Origin of the sequence: Vibrio sp. 1F263, assembly GCF_041439035.1 — a bacterium.
GTDB classification, from domain to species: Bacteria; Pseudomonadota; Gammaproteobacteria; order Enterobacterales; family Vibrionaceae; genus Vibrio; species Vibrio tasmaniensis_A.
The window spans coordinates 1-18,600 of the sequence record NZ_JBGONI010000036.1 but is presented as its reverse complement, the minus strand read 5'-3'; the positions used below and the strand labels follow the sequence as shown (position 1 = coordinate 18,600).

14 protein-coding genes are annotated in these 18,600 nt (G+C 44.3%); 8 read left to right on the top strand and 6 right to left on the bottom strand.

From position 1 onward, the window contains the following. Positions 1-99: 99 nt before the first annotated feature. Together ACED25_RS18680 and ACED25_RS18675 are read right to left on the bottom strand one after the other, a co-directional pair. Positions 100-1,152 carry an aldo/keto reductase gene (locus tag ACED25_RS18680; protein ID WP_371695859.1) on the bottom strand — a complete coding sequence of 351 codons (1,053 nt, stop codon included), beginning with the start codon at positions 1,150-1,152 and terminating at the stop codon, positions 100-102. Positions 1,153-1,500: 348 nt separating this feature from the next. After that, positions 1,501-1,647 (bottom strand): hypothetical protein, encoded by a 147-nt coding sequence (locus ACED25_RS18675; RefSeq protein WP_009844784.1) that lies wholly within the window; start codon positions 1,645-1,647, stop codon positions 1,501-1,503. Between the two features lie 349 nt (positions 1,648-1,996). Here ACED25_RS18675 and pepT point away from each other — a divergent pair, with 349 nt between their 5' ends. From pepT to ACED25_RS18660, 3 genes are all read left to right on the top strand, one after another. Beyond that, complete coding sequence (gene pepT, locus ACED25_RS18670) at positions 1,997-3,229, top strand: peptidase T (RefSeq protein ID WP_017102455.1); 1,233 nt, start codon at positions 1,997-1,999, stop codon at positions 3,227-3,229. Positions 3,230-3,305: 76 nt separating this feature from the next. Then, positions 3,306-3,773: a DM13 domain-containing protein gene (locus ACED25_RS18665; RefSeq protein WP_017098691.1), complete on the top strand. Its 468-nt coding sequence runs from the start codon at positions 3,306-3,308 to the stop codon at positions 3,771-3,773. A 211-nt stretch (positions 3,774-3,984) separates the two neighbouring features. Continuing rightward, the gene (locus ACED25_RS18660) at positions 3,985-4,827 is read left to right on the top strand and encodes a mechanosensitive ion channel family protein (protein ID WP_009844787.1); all 843 of its coding nucleotides are present in this window, start codon (positions 3,985-3,987) and stop codon (positions 4,825-4,827) included. 115 nt (positions 4,828-4,942) lie between these two features. On the opposite strand, the gene ACED25_RS18655 is transcribed toward ACED25_RS18660, so the two are convergent. Beyond that, entirely contained in the window at positions 4,943-5,386 is a 444-nt protein-coding gene (locus tag ACED25_RS18655) for a dCMP deaminase family protein (protein WP_004731749.1), read from the bottom strand. A gap of 259 nt (positions 5,387-5,645) precedes the next feature. On the opposite strand from ACED25_RS18655, the gene ACED25_RS18650 reads away from it, so the two are divergent. From ACED25_RS18650 to ACED25_RS18640, 3 genes are all read left to right on the top strand, one after another. Continuing rightward, positions 5,646-6,782 (top strand): efflux RND transporter periplasmic adaptor subunit, encoded by a 1,137-nt coding sequence (locus ACED25_RS18650; protein WP_029222826.1) that lies wholly within the window; start codon positions 5,646-5,648, stop codon positions 6,780-6,782. An 11-nt stretch (positions 6,783-6,793) separates the two neighbouring features. Next, positions 6,794-9,946: an efflux RND transporter permease subunit gene (locus tag ACED25_RS18645; RefSeq protein ID WP_012600990.1), complete on the top strand. Its 3,153-nt coding sequence runs from the start codon at positions 6,794-6,796 to the stop codon at positions 9,944-9,946. Between the two features lie 332 nt (positions 9,947-10,278). Beyond that, the gene (locus tag ACED25_RS18640; RefSeq protein ID WP_009844790.1) at positions 10,279-10,965 is read left to right on the top strand and encodes a MaoC family dehydratase; all 687 of its coding nucleotides are present in this window, start codon (positions 10,279-10,281) and stop codon (positions 10,963-10,965) included. Between the two features lie 136 nt (positions 10,966-11,101). On the opposite strand, the gene ACED25_RS18635 is transcribed toward ACED25_RS18640, so the two are convergent. After that, complete coding sequence (locus ACED25_RS18635) at positions 11,102-11,917, bottom strand: phosphate ABC transporter substrate-binding protein (protein ID WP_009844791.1); 816 nt, start codon at positions 11,915-11,917, stop codon at positions 11,102-11,104. Between the two features lie 253 nt (positions 11,918-12,170). Here ACED25_RS18635 and ACED25_RS18630 point away from each other — a divergent pair, with 253 nt between their 5' ends. Next, a complete protein-coding gene (locus tag ACED25_RS18630) occupies positions 12,171-12,533 on the top strand; it encodes a DUF3024 domain-containing protein (protein ID WP_371695858.1) in 363 nt (120 codons plus the stop codon). Between the two features lie 201 nt (positions 12,534-12,734). Here the strand turns inward: ACED25_RS18630 and ACED25_RS18625 are convergent, their stop codons facing one another. Both ACED25_RS18625 and rnb read right to left on the bottom strand, forming a co-directional pair. Beyond that, positions 12,735-13,541, bottom strand: coding sequence for an AraC family transcriptional regulator (locus ACED25_RS18625; protein ID WP_017099793.1), 807 nt, complete (start codon positions 13,539-13,541; stop codon positions 12,735-12,737). A gap of 115 nt (positions 13,542-13,656) precedes the next feature. Then, positions 13,657-15,663, bottom strand: coding sequence for an exoribonuclease II (gene rnb, locus ACED25_RS18620; RefSeq protein WP_371695857.1), 2,007 nt, complete (start codon positions 15,661-15,663; stop codon positions 13,657-13,659). A gap of 309 nt (positions 15,664-15,972) precedes the next feature. Between rnb and ACED25_RS18615 the strand changes: the two genes are divergently transcribed. Next, positions 15,973-18,054 (top strand): DEAD/DEAH box helicase, encoded by a 2,082-nt coding sequence (locus tag ACED25_RS18615; RefSeq protein ID WP_032554996.1) that lies wholly within the window; start codon positions 15,973-15,975, stop codon positions 18,052-18,054. The last annotated feature ends 546 nt before the right edge of the window (positions 18,055-18,600 follow it).

Genomic DNA, 18,600 nt, shown 5'->3' with positions numbered 1-18,600 from the left:
GCAACCCACTTAAAAAAGAAAAGCGCACTAAATAGCGCGCTCTTATCTGATTTAATCATCTAACATTAAGCTGAACCCAAGATTAGCTGACCTGTATGATTAATATGGGGCAGGGTAGCGCTTAAACACTGTGTTGATATCGGTAAGGATCTCTTCTGACAACGGTTTGCTGAACGCTGCTACGTTCTCTTTCAGTTGTTCCATTGTGGTTGCGCCAATAATAGTGGAGGTGACACCATCAACTTGATTACACCACGCTAAAGCTAGTTGGCTCGGTGTAAATCCGTGAGCGTTCGCAACTTCGACATATCCTTTTACGGCTTCATTGGCAGACTCAGTGTCGCGGAAAATCCCTTTACGCTGCATGTAAGTCCAACGGCTTCCTTCTGGTCTCGCACCATCAATGTATTTGCCACTCAGCATGCCCGCTGCTAACGGTGACCATGGTAGGTAGGCGACGTCTTCGTGCTCACAGTTTTCAATCAAATAAGGCCAGTCTTTCGCGTGCAGCAGGCTAAATTCATTCTGAATAGAGACCATTCGCGGTAAATCATGCTTCTCACTGAGTTTAAGGTAAGTGTTAATGCCCCAAGTGGTGTCATCAGACAAACCAACATGACGGATTTTTCCGGCTTTAATGCAGCCCGCTAGTGCTTGGAGGATCTCTAGCATCTCCGCTTCATGCTGCTTTCGGTCGATATCACTGAATCGAATATGATTCGGGAAATGCTTGCCAAAGTGAGGCGTCGTTCGGTTTGGCCAATGCAGTTGGTAAAGGTCGATATAGTCCGTTTGTAAACGCGCTAGTGAAGCGTCAACCGCTGCAATTACAGCTTCCCCCGTGATTGGCCCGCCATCTCGAACCCAAGGCAATCCCGGACCTGCAATTTTGCTGGCGATGATGACTTCTTGGCGGCGCTGCGGATTGCGAGCTAACCAGTTACCTATGATTGCTTCCGTTTTACCGTAGGTGTCTGGAGACGGTGGTACTGCGTACATCTCTGCGGTATCGATAAAGTTAATACCTTGGCTTAGCGAGTATTCGATTTGTTGGTCAGCTTGTTGTTGCGTATTTTGCAGCCCCCAAGTCATGCTGCCAAGGCAGATTCGGGAAACGGGAATTTGACTACTTCCTAATTTTGAGTATTCCATTAAATTCGGGGTTCCTGTAGTGAGGCTCGTTAGTGCTCGCAGTGTGGATATTGAAAGAGGGCGAGTGAGGAATGAAAACGAATATAAATTATTAGCACAAAATGGCAACACAGGGTATGGCTTGGACAAGTTTAATGAATCATTTCTCATTGCAACAAATGAGTCTGCTTGATGATTGAGAAGCAACATACAAAAGACGCGATAGATAACAAGGTGTTAATAGATCAGGCGCCTGAATGAAGCTGCATTGGGATAGGAGAAAGGTTCAGAGACAAAAGAGCTCTACATCAACGAGAAGTAGAGCTCTTTTTTAGGGGTTCTATAAACAAGTTCTGAGTATTGATTAAGTTACGAGGTCGCGTTGGTGTCAAAACCACCTTGAGATTGCGCCTGTCTTAGAGCTTCCTGCCTTTGAACTTCTTTCTCAGTTAATACTGGTTGAAGCGTTTCCTCAGAGGCTTGAGGAGAGAAAATGAAATATTTATTAATCGTCATAACTGTGTCTCCGTGTAACGTATGACAGATTCTGCATCAAGGATAAATTGTGATCATCATCCACTTTGTACTTTTTTTAGGCTGAGAGCGGAGGGCGTAGAATGCGTACAAAGCGATCGCTTATCATCCGTATGCAATGTTGAACTGACGAAACCCTCTGTTTTCAAGTATAGGAAGCGCATCTAATTTCGCACAACAATGATTTAGAGCAATTACATACATGGTCAGGGGCGTAAGATGAAAAGCCTCGCGACTGACTCTGCGTACGTATTTGTCTAAAAATACATCGCTTATCTATCTTAATAATTAGGTCAGTAAATCAATTACTTAATCCATGGTGAGATGAATTATGGAAAAGCTTGTAGAACGTTTCCTGAATTACGTTACTTTTGATACTAAATCCGATCCTTCTAATCAGCAATGCCCAAGTTCACCGGGTCAAATTACTTTTGCTGAAGCCTTAAAGTTAGAATTGGTTGCATTAGAGTTAGTTGATGTGTCTTTAGACGAAAATGGCTATTTGATGGCGAAACTGCCGTCGAATGTCGATTATCCAGTGCCTGCGATTGGCTTTGTGGCGCATATGGATACCGCTCCTGATGCTTCAGGAGCAAATGTGAAACCACAAGTGATTAAAGATTACCAAGGTGGAACGATTGAATTAGGTGAAAGTGGCGAGAGTTTGAACCCAAGCCAATACCCAGACCTTGATTCTTTACATGGTCACGACCTTATTACGACTGACGGCACAACTCTGCTTGGTGCCGATAACAAAGCGGGCATCGCTGAAATCATCAGTGCGATTGCTTACCTGAAAGCGAATCCAGACATCAAACATGGCGACATCTGCATTGGTTTCACACCGGATGAAGAGATTGGCCGCGGTGCGAACCTGTTTGACGTTGAAAAATTTGGCGCCGAGTGGGCGTACACCATCGATGGTGGGCCAGTAGGGGAGTTGGAATTTGAGAACTTTAATGCCACGAGCGCTGATGTTATCTGTCATGGCGTGAACGTTCACCCAGGTACCGCCAAAGGTAAAATGGTGAACTCAATGAACATTGCAGCGCAATTCCAACTGATGATGCCTGCACAAGAAACACCAGAGTGCACAGAAGGTTATGAAGGTTTTTACCACCTGAAGTCGGCTGAAATGGGGGTGGCTCGCTCTGAACTGGGATACATCATCCGTGATTTTGAACGTGAGGGTGTAGAAGCGCGTAAGGCATTCATGCAACAGAAAGTGGATGAGCTGAATGAGCGTCTTGAGAAAGGCCGTGTTGAGCTGGTGCTAACCGATAGCTACTTCAATATGAAAGAGATGGTTGAACCGCATCAACATATTATTGAATTAGCGAAGCAAGCGATGATTGAGTGTGATGTTGAGCCAATGATCAAGCCTATCCGAGGTGGTACAGACGGTGCTCGCTTATCTTTCATGGGGCTACCGTGTCCGAATATCTTTACCGGTGGCTACAACTTCCACGGTATTCATGAGTTCATTACCATTCAAGGCATGGAAAAAGCGGTAGAAGTGATCGTGAAACTCTCTCAACGTACAGCTATTCACTATCAAAAATAGCCGTCTAAAACGCGATATCTCTTTGTATTTTTGAGAGTATTCATTAATACTCTCTTTAAGTATAAGGGAGTACGCGATGAAAAAGTTAGTTTTACTTTGCACCCACTTAGCCGTGGGTGCTTTTGGTTTTGGGCTTGGTGTCTACGCACTACCTATCTTGATTGAGCCTGATTCTCCTTCCTCAAGTTCTGTTGAAGCGATCAGTCAGCAGGCGATCTATACAGGTGAGTTCACCAAAGACCGACAAGACAGTGACTTTTTGCATTGGGGAGAGGGCATCGTCTCTGTCTCTGAAAGTGCGATAGCTTTTGAAGGTGAATTGGCGCCGGGGCCGGATTATAAGGTTTACCTATCACCTAAGTTTATTGAAACCGAACAGGCATTCAATGACAGCAAGAGTGAGTTACTGAGAGTCGGAGATGTAAAAACATTCGACCGATTTATGGTTAACCTCCCAGAAGGTACTGATCTTAATCGATTTAATACGGTTGTGATTTGGTGTGAAACTTTTGGCCAATTTATTACTTCTGCCAAGATAAAATGATAGCCTTACTAGGGCGTGTTGATCTTTCGAACAAAATTTAACCGCGAAAGGTCAACACGGCCTAATAGCTGATAAAAGCATGAAAAGGAGCGCTCTATTTTTGAGTGCTTTTTTATAATGCGTTTATTGGATTGAGTCAGTCGCTGTAAAGCTCATCGCTTTAATGATCGTCGTTATAAAGCTTAATTGTTGTAATACAAAGGAATAAATAATGGAAAAGATGTGGCAAGTAATAGATTTCTTACTCGCTAATAAGTTTATTTTTAGTGTGCTGATCATCTGCATTATATTAATAATCCGACGAATCACTTTGTCTCGAATCCGTGGTGATGTCGCTTTTCTTAGTGAAGACCAACGTAACTGGATGTCACGTACCAAAAACGGCACATTCGCGATTATTGTTGTGACGTTATTCGTGCTGTGGAAATCCGAAATCAGCGAATTTGCGCTGTCTGTTACTGCTATTGCGGTTGCGATAGTCGTGGCTTCAAAAGAGATCATTCTCTGTTTTACTGGCTCTATTCAGCGTGCGAGTTCTCGCTCATTTCGAATTGGTGATTGGATTGAAGTGGGCAAAATCAGCGGTGAGGTGATTGAGCACAACTTGATGGCGACTGTGATTCAAGAAATCGATTTGTATCATGGGCAATATCACTTCACTGGCAAGACTGCCACGCTGCCTAATAGCATGTTCTTCACTTATCCGGTAAAGAACCTCAACTTCATGAAGCGCTATGTTTATCATAACTTTTTTGTGACGGTGAAAGACTTTGTAAACCTATACCCTATGGTGCCGGGTCTTATCGTGAAAATTGAAGAGCATTGTGAAGAGTTTATCGATGTTGCCCGTCGTTACAATGGTGTGATCGAAAAGCACGCCGGTGTTGACCTTCCGGGTTCTGAGCCTCACATCCATATCACAAGCAGTTCGACAGGTGAGCAAGAAGTGCACTTTATGATCTTCTGTCCGACCGAAAAAGCGATTCATTTAGAGCAAGATATTCGTAAAGATTTCATGGAAGCTTACGCGTTGGCATTTCCCTCAAGTGACTAATACGATGCTGGAAGCTAACAAGTCCGAATAAAAAGAAAGCCGAGAGCGATAATATCGACTCTCGGCTTTTTTGTATTTGAGATCTAGACTTAGACCTGAGACCTAGCGTTAGAGATTAATCCAGGTCAGCGAGTGGCAACCAGTCTACTTCTACACCAGCTTGCTCAAACATATCTTGGCTTATCTTGATCTTATCTCCCCAACGAGAAAGGAAATCTTCACTTTGCTCTGGGCAATGTACCGCTGAAATTCCAGTTTGGATGATTTTTGCTGCACAGTTCGGACAAGGGAAGTGAGTGACCCAAACTTCACAACTGTCTAAATCACGTTTAGCAAACAAGATTGCATTTTCTTCAGCGTGAAGTGTCTTGAGGTATTTCATCTCGCGATCGTCAGTATCCGCACTATCAGACACGCCATGTGGGTAGCCATTAAAGCCAACTGAAACAATACGGTTGTGCTTAGTGATGACGGCGCCGACTTGAGTTGAAGGATCTTTACTCCAAGAACCGACCAATTCCGCCATTTGATAGAAACGTTTAGCCCATTTTGAAATCATGAGAATTCCTTAACAATTAAATGTGAATGCTTATCTGCCCGACAATACATGATGTTAGACAATATCCATAGAGAACAAAAGCTGAGAGGTTGATTTACTTAGAAATTGTAACGCGTTTGTAATTACTTTATAAGCACTTAGTTTCAATTAACATATTGATACACTTTGGTTCGTTATAATTGATATTCCTCGGACAATAGTAACGGGTGTGTTACGTAAATTTTATACTGTTCAAATACTAACAAGTGACGGTATAACTATGCGTAAAAAGTTGATCCTTACGGCTCTTGCAAGCTCTCTTATTCTTGCTGGATGTGGGCAAGATGCTCAAAATGCCAAGCAAGCGCCTCTACCTCTCGTAGCAGTACAGGATGTTAGCGTTGTTTCTCACCAGCAAAGTAAGTCGTACATCGGTCGTATTGAAGCCGTTGAAGACACGGCTATCACAGCGCAGGTTTCTGGCTATCTACAAAGCCGTCATTTCAATGAAGGTCAAATGGTCGAAAAGGGGCAATTACTGTACTCCATTGAACCCTCTTCATTTGAAGCTGAAGTAGCAAGCGCAAAAGCGTCTGTTGCTCAAGCGAACGCGAACCTTAAAAAAGCCGAGCTTGATTTTAACCGAGGTAAGAACCTTCTCCCTAAGGGGAGTATTTCTCAATCGGAATTTGATGCATTGACAGCAAACTTATTGGGTTCTCAGGCACAGCTTGAAGCAAGTCAAGCACAACTCAATGCAGCCAATGTCCAGCTTTCTCATACCAAAATTATTGCGCCTTTCTCTGGACGAATCAGTGACACCAAAGTGAGCACGGGTGATCTGGCTTCACCGTCTTCAGGTGTATTAACCACCTTGGTTAGCCTAGATCCAATCCATGCATCGTTCAGCATCAGTGAGCGTGAGCGTATTGAGCTGGGTATGGATCGTATCGAAGGCGACGGCAGCAGCGATTCTGCAGGTGTTGAAGTTCAGATCATGCTTGAGAATGGTGAAGCGTTCGAACATCTAGGTCAGCTTGATTTCTTGGGTAACCGTATCAACCTCAATACTGGTACGATCGCGATGCGCGCCATTGCTGATAACCCGAACCAGCAATTACTTCCAGGCCAACACGTTCGCGTTGATCTACGTGAAAAGCAATCTATTGATGTTGTGACTATTCCGCGTCGTGCAGTTCAAACCGACCTTGAAGGTGACTTTGTGATGGTTTTGGTTGAAGGCGAGAGTGCGCCTGTCGCTGAGCGTAGAAACATCGAGATGGGTAGACAAGTTGAAGGTGGTGTGATTGTTCACTCTGGACTAGAGAAGGATGACGCAGTTATCACTCAAGGCTTACAGCGTGTGCGTAATGGTATGTCTGTTCGCATTCAACCTACTGCTGAACAAGCTGAGTAAGGGGCTTATTTATGTTGAGTCGTTTCTTTATTCAAAGGCCTAAGTTTGCCCTTGTCATATCCATAATATTAACGCTGGCGGGTGCGATCTCTCTCGCTATCTTACCAGTGGCCGAATATCCAAAAATTAGCCCACCATCGGTCAGTGTGTCGGCATTCTACACGGGTGCGAGTGCTGAAGTGGTGGAACAGGCGATAGCCGACCCCATAGAGACATCGGTGAATGGCGTAGAAGATATGATCTACATGTCTTCTAAAAGTGCTAATGATGGTTCATACAACCTTAACGTGACCTTTGATGTCGGTACTGATGCTGATATGGCTCAGGTCAACGTTCAGAACCGCGTTGCTCAGATCGAATCGAAACTTCCACAAGAAGTAAGAATGGTGGGTGTAACGGTCAAGAAGCGTTCACCTGACCTATTGATGGTATTGAACTTCTACTCGCCGAACGGAGAGTACAATGACCAATTCCTTATCAACTACGTGAACTTGAACATTAAAGACCAATTGGCTCGTGTAAAGGGCATTAGTGAAGTTAACGTGTTGGGTGGTGGTGAATACGCGATGCGTGTTTGGTTAGATCCTGAAAAAATGGCTAACCTCAATATAACTACCTCTGATGTGAATCGCGCTTTGGCGGAGCAGAACGCTCAAGTCGCAGCTGGCCGTATTGGAGCTGCACCTTATAACAACGCGCAAGAAGTGCAATTCAACTTGGTAACAAAAGGCCGATTAGAAACGGCTGATGAGTTTGAAAATGTTGTGCTTCGTGCAAATCAAGACGGTTCAACGGTTTATTTAAAAGACGTTGCACGTGTTGAGCTAGGTAAAAAGTTCTACGATGGTAACGGTAAATACCGTGGTCAAGACGCTTCAATCGTAACGCTGTCACTTCAGTCAGACGCTAATGCGCTGGAAAGTGGTAAAGCAGTCATGGCGATGCTAGACAACCTAAGCAAAAATTTCCCTGAAGGCGTTGCTTACGAGGCGAGTTACGACACCACACTCTTTGTTGCTGAGTCGATTAAAGGCGTAGTTAAAACACTCATCGAAGCAATTTTGCTGGTTATCGCAGTAACGTACTTGTTCTTGGGCAGTGCCCGTGCAACCTTGATTCCTGTGGTTGCGATTCCGGTATCTTTGATTGGTACTTTTGCGATCATGCAGATGACCGGCTTTACCATTAATACAGTAACCCTGTTTGGTTTGATTTTGGCGATTGGTATCGTAGTAGATGATGCGATCTTGGTTATCGAGAACGTCGATACTACGATGGCCAAAGATCCTACCATTTCACCGCGAAAAGCAACGCTTATCGCAATGAAAGAAGTTACGGGGCCAATTGTTACCTCAACCTTGGTTCTGTTAGCGGTATTCATCCCAGTAGCGATGCTGCCAGGTATTACCGGCATTATGTATCGTCAGTTCGCTCTGACCATCTGTATTGCGGTTGTGATCTCTTCTATTAACGCTCTAACGCTGTCACCAGCATTGTGTTCATTGGTTCTTAAGCAGGGCGGTGGTAACACAGCACGTTGGTACCAAGCGTTTAACCGTGGTCTTGAATCTGTAACCAACAAATACGGTCAAATTGCAGGCTTCCTTGTGAAAAAGGGTGTTCTGCTGTTTACCTTCTTTGTTGTGGCACTAGCAGCGGTAACTTACTTTGCGAAAACCACGTCTACGGCTTTCGTACCTCAAGAAGATAAAGGCATCTTGCTGGTTAACGTGCAGCTTCCTGACGCGGCATCGCTGTCTCGTACAGAAGATGTGACAGAGCAGTTACTAGAGATGGTTGAGCAAGAGCCGGGCGTAGATGGTGTGACACTGGTTAACGGCTATGCATTCATGACGGGCGCTTCAGCTTCGAATGGTGCGTCGATGTTCATCAAGCTCCACGATTGGGACATGCGTAACGCACTGGACGGTCAACATTCAGCGCAAGCTATCTCACAACGTATTAATGGCCGAGCGGCAACAGAACTGCCTCAGGCGATTGTATTTGCAATGGGACCTCCAGCTGTACCGGGCATGGGTGCTGCGTCTGGTTTTGAGTTTGTTCTCGAAGATACATTAGGTCGTAGCCGCACTGATCTAGCGATGGTCATGAATGACGTGATTGCTGAGGCAAACAAACAGCCTGAGATTTCACATACCTTCAGTACCTTCCGCGCTAATGTACCTCACTACTATGTCGATATTGATCGTGAGAAAGCGCAACAACTTGGTATTCCGCTGTCGGAAATATTCCAAACGCTACAAGGCAATCTTGGATCAATGTACGTGAATGACTTTACCATGTTTGGTAAGAATTTCCGTGTCACCATGCAAGCAGACAGTGAACACCGTAGCAGCATGGATGACCTACAACGATTCCACGTGCGTTCGTCTAATGGCGAGATGATCCCGTTAAGCACATTGGTGACTTACGATCAGATCTTTGAACCAGACGTAGCATGGCGTTACAACATGTACCGCAGTGCGGTGATTCAAGGCCAACCAGCACCGGGTTACTCAAGCGGTGATGCGATTGCTGCAATGGAACGTGTCGCAGCTGACGTGCTGCCTCAAGGCTACCAGTACGAATGGACAGGCATGGCTTATCAAGAAGTATTGGCAGGCAACCAAGCGATCTTTGCTTTTGCACTGGCTCTGATCTTCATCTATCTGTTCATGGTGGCGCAGTACGAGAGTTGGACAATCCCTATAGCGATTATCTTAGTGGTACCGGTTGCAACCTTAGGTTCTTTCTTGGCGCTGAACCTGACAGGCACACCGCTGAATCTCTATGCACAAATTGGTTTGGTTCTCTTGATAGCTTTGGCCGCGAAGAACGCAATCTTGATTGTTGAATTCGCAAAGGTTGAGCGTGAAGAGAAAGACGCACCGATTGAAGATGCGGCGGTGAAGGGCGGTACGCTGCGTTTTCGTGCTGTGAACATGACGTCTTGGTCATTCATTTTAGGTATATTCCCGCTTATCTTCGCTGCGGGTGCTGGTCACGTGAGTCAAAACTCATTGGGTATTTCTCTGATTGGTGGCCTGCTATGTGTGTTGTTAGCGGGTACGTTCCTAATCCCTGGCTTCTATGCATTCGTGCAACGTAAGCGTGAGAAGGCACACGGTGGCAATACCAAGTTGATTCCACTGGACGATGAATAGGGAAGTTAGTGTCTTGTAGGATGAGCCCTTTACAAGGTTTCTCCTTGGTAATTGATTTCTTGTAAAAACGAAGGCTTAGCATTGTGCTAAGCCTTTTTTATTCCACTTGTGAATAAAGAATCTGTTTATATAATGAAATGTTTATTATAAGGTAGAGTTAATACTCCAATTAAAGCTCTCCAATAAAATGGTGTTTTATTTTTAGGTTGTTGTTTTTGTTGGATATATAAGTGTTCGGCTAACACTTGTATGCTCGAAAGTATTTGCACAATAGTGTGAAGTGTTTCAAAATTACCAAGTTATATTGAAATATTTTGTGCATTGAGGTTCTTATGAAAGTCATTGATTTATTTAAACACCGAGGCGACAGCGTGTCTTCGCAACACTCAGAGTTTATGCAATGGATGTCTCCAGCTCTTAGAGATTACTGGGGAGACTTTCTGAATCGCACGCAAAATAGTCATTTCTTTGCGTGGGTTCGTGATCACCACAAACCTGCTGTCAATGAAGATGCGCCAGAGATGCCTGTTGAACCACAGATCGTACTTAAGCCAGAAGCACAACTTGTATTTGATGAGCTTGAACAGCAGATCGGTGAAGTGATCCATACTGGTGATTGGATCAATGTAAGCCAAGACAGAATCAACCAGTTTGGCCTCGTTACTGAAGATATGCAGTGGATTCATACAGAGCCTTCTAAGGCTGAAACAGATTCTCCGTTCAAAACAACCATTGCACATGGTTTTCTGACTTTGTCTCTGCTTCCTCGACTGACAGACAGTGTTGATCCTGACAAATCTCAATTCCCAACGGCGAAGATGGTTGTAAACATTGGTCTTAACCAAGTACGTTTCCCATACCCTGTAAAATCGGGCAGTAACGTTCGCGCTAAAAGTACGCTAACAAAAGTAACGCCAATTAAGAAAGGCCTAGAGATTGAACGCGAAATCCGTGTAGAAATCGAAGGCATCCGTCGTCCTGGTGCTGTGATTGTTTCGGTGATTCAACTTCACTTCTAGAGCTTTTTTATAAGTAGAATTGCTTTTAGCGAAGATTATAGATTCAAAAAAGAGAGAGCTTAAGGCTCTCTCTTTTTATTTTTGTCTATCAAGGCGATATCATCAGCATCCTAACAACATCACAAAAGTCGTTATCTTACTTGATACGCGTGTAGCCGTACTCTTCGATAAGATCTTGCCCTTGTTTTGACTTCACGAACTTAATGAAATCTTTGCTCTCGTCAGAAACTGATTCAGTTTTGTGCAGCAATAAGAATGGGCGAGCCAATTCATAACTGTGGTTGGCGATGTTCTTAGATGTCGGCTCAACGCCTTCAAATGTGATTGCTTTGATCGAACGGTCGATAGAGCCAACAGAGATGAATCCAATCGCATGTGGGTTATGGTTAACAATCGTTTTTACCATGCTGTTGCTGTTTACAACCAAGTTATTTGGGTTGATGTCAGACACTAGACGGTCGTTAATGATTTTTGTCAAACCAAGTAAGCTCTCGAAGCTGTAACGTGAACCAGAAGAAGCTTCACGAGTTACAACTGCGATAGGTTGATCCGCACCACCTATGGCTTTCCAGTTTGTGATTTTTCCTTTGTAGATATCGAATAGCTGTTCACGTGTAACGTTGCTTACACCGTTTGAACGGTTAGTCACGACGGCTAGGCCGTCAAAGGCAATTGGAAATACCTTCAATTTTTCGCCCTGTTCGCGGTCAGTTAAGTAACGTGAGCTCATACCAATATCAGCGACACCTTTATTGACCATGGTAATACCCGCTGTAGAACCGATGCCTTGAACCGCAATATAGTTATCAGGGTGAGTCTTGTTGTACTCCTCAGCCAATACATCCATCACACGTGATACCGAAGTGGAGCCCGAAATATTGGTTTCTTGTGCAAAAGCAGCGTGAGAAGACAGGGCTAAGGATAAAAGAGAGGCAAGCGCGACTCGTAACATAAACAACTCCTAGTTAATAACATTTTCCGGCTATGATAGGTCGGTTATATGACAATTTTGTGAAATTCTATCCGCTCAATGTGTCGCTATTAGCTTGATGAGTGAAAGCGAGTTAGGTTTACAAAAGCAGGATTCGTTTCTGGGAGCAGGACGGGTATTTTGTTTGCGCTAGTTCGCTAAAATGTTGGTTGAGTCCTAAGCTAAACAAAGGAATTCACTACTTAGAAGTTTCTATGAAGTTACAAGGGGTGTTATGTCCGTCATTCATATCGAACTGAATCGTCTTTTAATTGGAGCTGAGAAGCTCTGTACATCTCGAAATCGCAGTTTACCTGTCGAGCTAGGCAAATCCCTTTATGAAGAGTGTGAGGGTGGTGTGCTGTTTTCTCAGGCTCATTATCTGCTCGACTCATCTCATAGCGATTACACAAATGAGATCGTCTGCGTTAGTTTTGATGAGTCACTGTCATGTTGGTTGGTAATGGTGCCGCTAGAAGGTGATGTAGAACCCGATTCAGTAAATTGGGGGCCTTATCCTTACTTACCTCAATCGAAGGATCTTGATGCTATTTTGTCTGAAATAGAAAAAGACCCTAAATCGTACTTCTGGTCGTGATTATTCTGTTGAGATGTTTGCGAGGGGCTTGATACCTAAAACGAACAATTTTTTTAAACTCACCACATTGCAACCTATCTGCGTCACTAAAACGATCTATGTTACTAAAAACGATGGATGTCACTTCAAATTATGCCAATAAGATTGCGTAGTTATACCAATCACAGTGAGTAAGTGATCAGTGATTTTCTACGATTGGTATTAATAAGATTGTGAAACCAAAGACCGGAAATCTTTTGGTGTTTTGCCGTGATAGGTTTTAAAGGCAGTACTAAAATGCGCCGCACTTTTAAATCCGGATTCATAAGCAATTTGAGTAATCGATTTGTTCGATGTTCTGAGCTGTGTGGCTGCGTGGGCGATTCGCTTAATCTTCAAGAGGTTTGAAAACGAAAGGTCTTCCGCAGATAAACGGCGTTTAAGTGTGGCTGGTGACATCCCCATATAGCTGGCTAGGGTATCGAGTGAGATATTATTTTCTATATTCTGTTCAATGTAATGGATGACCTTTTGTGTCACCGTCAATCTAGAGATCCGGCTAATAATCGCTAATAGTTCCGGATACTGCTCAACCATTAAAGACAGCAAACCTAAGCCTAGCTGGGTGAGTGCGTAATCATTCTGAGTCGATGAATTGGCCAGGGACATGATGAGCTCTTTCAATTGGCATATTTCGGTATCCGTTTGATTGAACTTAATGTACTTATCTGGAGTTTGAGTGGACTCTAAATCACTGAACTGATTTATGAATTTTTGGAAAATTGCCAAATCAAAATCTAAGCAAATCGCACTAAACTCACCATTTTCAGTGTCGACCGTGATGTCTTTAATCTGACCAGAATTGTAAAGCGTGAAATCTCCAGCTTTTAACGAGGCTTGAGTGCCATTGGGCAGCATAAAAGATATGCTTCCTTTCGATACCATAAAAATACCGTTTTTAGAGGCGGGGTAGCGTTCGCGTTTCCTGGGAATAAAGTTTCTGAATTGAGTGACCGTGATTGATGGCATAGTGAGCTTCTTTGGCGTTGTAGATTAATTGCTTTTTTTTAGTATTGTTTAAGCATGAGACATTTACAAAAAAGGCGCTAATAATTAGCGCCTTTAGAAGTAAACCTATCAGAAATTAAGCTTCGGTTTCGTTTGTCGTTTCAGGCTCGTTAGGCAAGTCCGCAAAGACTTGAGTCGGCTTTGCTACTAAGTTACGGTTTTCCTGATTAACTTCGGAGAGAACTACTTCTAAAACGTCTCCCAGTTTGTATACCATTTCTTTATCGATAGATACAGTACCCATATCACCGTTGCACTCTATTCTCTCTTTATTATCAAGAATGAGAGAGCCAGGGATAAACGCCGCTGCACCATTGTCAAGTAGGCGTACACGCATACCTGCGCGGTTAATATCGAAAATCTCGGCTTGGAAACGAGTTTCTTCTGCTGGAGCATTCGCTAGAGTGCGAGCATACAGCCAATCACCTACATTACGCTCAGCCATACCGTGGTGACGGCGGTGCAGGGCAAGTTCATCACCAATGGTTTCGTCTGGTGTTTGAATCGGCGCTTTACCTAATATGTGTGCTTTAAGCATACGGTGGTTAATCATGTCACCGTATTTACGAATTGGAGAAGTCCAAGTTGCGTAAATGTCTAATCCCATTGCGTAGTGCGGCGCAGGTTCATTGCTGATCTCGCTGTATGCTTGGAATTTACGAATACGGTTGTCGTAGTAGCTGTTGTCTAAAGAACCTAACCAACGACGCAGAGTAGCAAAACCTTCCAGAGAAACGATCTGCTCTTCTGTAAACGGCGTTTCTGCTTCTGGGTTAACTAGCTCCAGAACGTCTGTTAATTTCTCAGCTTTAAAACCAGAGTGACAGTTAAAGACACCTTGGTTAAAGCTCTCTTTTAATACTCGACCCGCACAGATGTTCGCGCTGATCATAGATTCTTCAACCAACTTGTTCGCACTGCGACGCATGTCCGCGTGGATAGCAACAACATCGTTATCTTCGCTAAGCTCAAAGCGGTAGTCAGGGCGGTCTGGGAACACAACCGCATTGGCAGAACGCCACGCTGAACGTGCTTGAGCAAATTGGTGAAGGTCAGAAACAATTGCAGCGATCTCTTCTGACGGTTGCCATTTCTCTGATGCACCTGTTTCTAGCCAGTCTGATACGTGGTCGTAAGCAAGACGAGCGTGAGATTTGATGTTTGCAGCGAAGAAGTTAATGTCATCACCGATAACACCATCTTTAGATACTGTTACTGTGCAGCAAAGTGCCGGGCGAACTTCGTTCTCTATTAGTGAACATAAGTTGTCAGCTAGATCGCGAGGCAACATTGGGATGTTACGACCAGGCAGGTAAATAGTGAAACCACGCTCGCGAGCCACTTTATCCATTTCATCATCTGGAGAGATGTAAGCGGTAGGATCAGCAATTGCGATAGTCAGTTCGAAATCACCGTTCTCTTTCTTCTTAGCGTAAAGCGCATCGTCCATATCTTTTGTGCTTTCGCCATCGATAGTCACAAAAGGGACGTGAGTCATGTCTACACGTTCAAGATCAGCGTCGTCTTTGATCTGCCAGTCGTCGATGCCTTCAGGTTCGCTGTTTGGTAGGTCATTTTGCGCTAGCGTTACCCACCAAGGCGCGATTTTGTCATCAGCGTCTGTGATTTTCTCAGAGATCTGAGCTAAGAAGCCGTTGTCACCTTTTAACGGGTGTTGAACGATATGAGCAACAACCCAGTCGCCTTCTTTAAGCGTTTCAGGGTTCAAACCCTTCTTTGCTTTCGCTTTAAGCTGCAGTTTTTTCAGTTGCGGGTGATCTGGAACAACGTTCAATCGACCTTTGAAAAGCTTAACTCGTGCAATAAAGCGAGTAAGACCCTGTTCAATCAACTCCTCTGGCTCTGCAACTTCGCGCTCTTTCTCTGTGCGAATGATGGCAATCACCTTGTCACCGTGCACACATTTTTTCATGTACGGCGGTGGGATGAAGAAGCTAGTTTTGCTATCGACTTCGAGAAAACCAAACCCTTTTTCAGTGGCTTTGATCGTACCTTCCTTTTTAGGGAGGGTTTCTTGGATTTGCTGTTTGAGTTGAGCGAGTAGAGGATTATCTTGAAACATTTTGACTTTTATCTATCGAGGACAATTGAGCACACTATAATCATTGCGAGGCTTGATTACTACTTAAAGGCGAAGTGAGCGTTAATTAATTGCCCTCTTATTTAACTAGGTCAATTTGCTAGAAGTTTGGTGCTGTGACGAGATATTCATCAAGTTTTGACGATATGATAGCCAGTGTTGATGTGAAACCGAAAAATATGTGATGTATTTCAATTTTTTCTGGCTTTTTTTATGCATTTAAGGAATAATCCGCCTCCCTTAGACGTCCCTAATGGCTTGAAGTGTTTTATTACTGCTTCGTAACTCTGAATGGAATCAGTATCTGATTGGATCAGTATTGGAATTGATAGAGCTCCCGGGACCTTTTGTTTACTTATATATAGTGGGATCCCAATGTCCGAATCTGTAATTCAATTTAATGAATTAGCCCTAAACGAAAACATTCTTTCAGCTCTTGATAGCATGGGTTTCGTTTCTCCGACTCCAATCCAAGCAGCAGCTATTCCTCTTCTTCTTGAAGGCCGTGACGCACTAGGTAAAGCACAGACTGGTACTGGTAAAACAGCAGCATTCTCTCTGCCTTTACTTAACAAAATCAACCTGAACCAACATAAACCACAAGCAATCATCATGGCTCCTACTCGTGAGCTAGCGATTCAAGTTGCTGCGGAAATCAAAAACCTAGGCCGTGATATCAAAGGTCTTAAAGTTCTTGAAATCTACGGTGGCGCTTCAATTGTTGACCAAATGCGCGCTCTAAGCCGCGGTGCTCACATTGTTGTTGGTACTCCAGGTCGTGTTAAAGACTTACTAACTCGTGACCGTCTACACCTAGATGAAGCACACACATTTGTTCTTGATGAAGCAGATGAAATGCTAAAAATGGGCTTCGTAGATGACGTTACTTGGATCCTAGAGCAAGCTCCAGAATCTGCACAACGTGTACTTTTCTCTGCGACTATGCCTCCAATGGTTAAGACTATTGTTGACCGTTACCTACGTAACCCGGCTAAAGTTGACGTTGCTGGTACTAACCACACAGTTGACAAAGTAGCGCAGAACTACTGGGTTGTTAAAGGCGTAGAAAAAGACGAAGCAATGTCTCGTCTTCTTGAAACTGAAGAAACTGACGCGTCAATCGTATTCGTACGTACTCGTCAAGACACTGAGCGTCTAGCTGATTGGCTATCTGCTCGTGGCTTCAAAGCTGCTGCACTGCACGGTGATATTCCTCAGTCTCTACGTGAGCGCACTGTTGATCACATCAAACAAGGTGTTATCGATATCCTAGTTGCAACTGACGTTGTAGCACGTGGTCTTGATGTTCCACGTATCACTCACGTATTCAACTACGACATCCCATTTGATGTTGAATCTTACATCCACCGTATTGGCCGTACTGGTCGTGCTGGACGTAAAGGTAAAGCGATCCTACTAGTTCGTACTAACCAAATTCGTATGCTTCGCACTATCGAGCGCGTAACTAAGTCTCAAATGGAAGAAATCCAACTTCCACAACGTGACGAAGTTGCTGCTGCACGTGTTGCTAAGCTTGGTGCTGAGCTTGAAACTGAGAAAGAGAGCAAAGCTCTAGAAAACTTCGCAGGTTTAATCTCTACACTACAAGAATCTCTAGAAGTTGATGCTGCTACTCTAGCTGCAATGCTTCTTAAGCGTCAGCAAGGTAAGAGCCCTCTATTCTACGTTGGCGAAGACCCAATGATCGCTGCTATTGAGCGTGATAAGAACCGTCGCAAAGAGCGTCGTGAAGATCGTGACAATGGCCGTGACGGTGGTGGTCGTAACTTCAATACTCAAGATTGGGATACGTACCAACTACAAGTTGGCCGTGAGCAAGGCGTTCAGGTTAAAGACATCGTTGGCGCACTAGCAAACGAACTAGGCCTAACTAAAGGTTCTATCGGTGCTATCAAGCTAGACCAAGGTTCTACTTACGTTCAACTGCCAAAAGCAATGAACTCTGAAACTGCTGGTAAGCTAAGCAAACTTCGCATTCGTCAAAAAGAAGCTGGCGCTGTAGTTGTTGATTTCAATGACTTCCGTGAGCCTCGTCGTGGCGGCGGCGGTCGTGATGGCAACCGTGGCGGCGGTCGTGGCGGTCGTGATGGTGGCGGCTACCGTGGTAACCGTGAAGGCGGTAATCGCGAAGGTGGTAACCGTGAAGGTGGCAATGGCGGTCGTGGTGGCTACCGTGGCAACCGTGACGGCGCACGTGATGGTAACTCAGCTGGCGGCCGTGATGGCGAGCGTCGTTTCGACCGTAACCGTGGTGGCGATCACCGTGGTAACCACCGTGGCGAACGTGGCCATGGCAACGCAGCAGGCAATGGCGGCAACCGCGGTCGTCGTCCAGAGCGCAACGAAGGTTAATCAACCTTTAGTTTAAGTGAAACTTACAAGCCAAGTTCTTATAGGTGAATAGCTTAAATAGTGAATTTAAAAGCCGAGCTTAATGCTCGGCTTTTTTGTGCCTGCTATTTGAACTTAAGCTTTGGTTGGTTCTATATATGCAGCCAGCTTACTTCAACTAAACTTCGTCCCTATATCTAATGTTACCGTTCATTTATTCGTAGAGTTGTACTCGAATGCAATTAAAAGAAGATCGGATTTTGTCGTTCACTATTCCCAACTCTTGTGATCTTTTTGATGCAAACATTGAGCAATTGAGAAATCGAGCAAAAAGTTAGCGGTAATGATAAGCAGATAAAAGGGAAGGAGGCTAGGCGGAGTACGTGCATTGGTTCGATTCACTCTAGTTAACTTAATCGAGTAGAAATTAGGGCGTGTTGATCTTTCGAGCTGGTTTTTGCAGCGAGTTGCTCGGTATTTATACAAGGCAGAGGCTTTGATGTGTAGCTAGTCTACATGAGAAGCCGATAACGTAGTAGAAATGACCAGCAAACGCTGCCCGAAGGG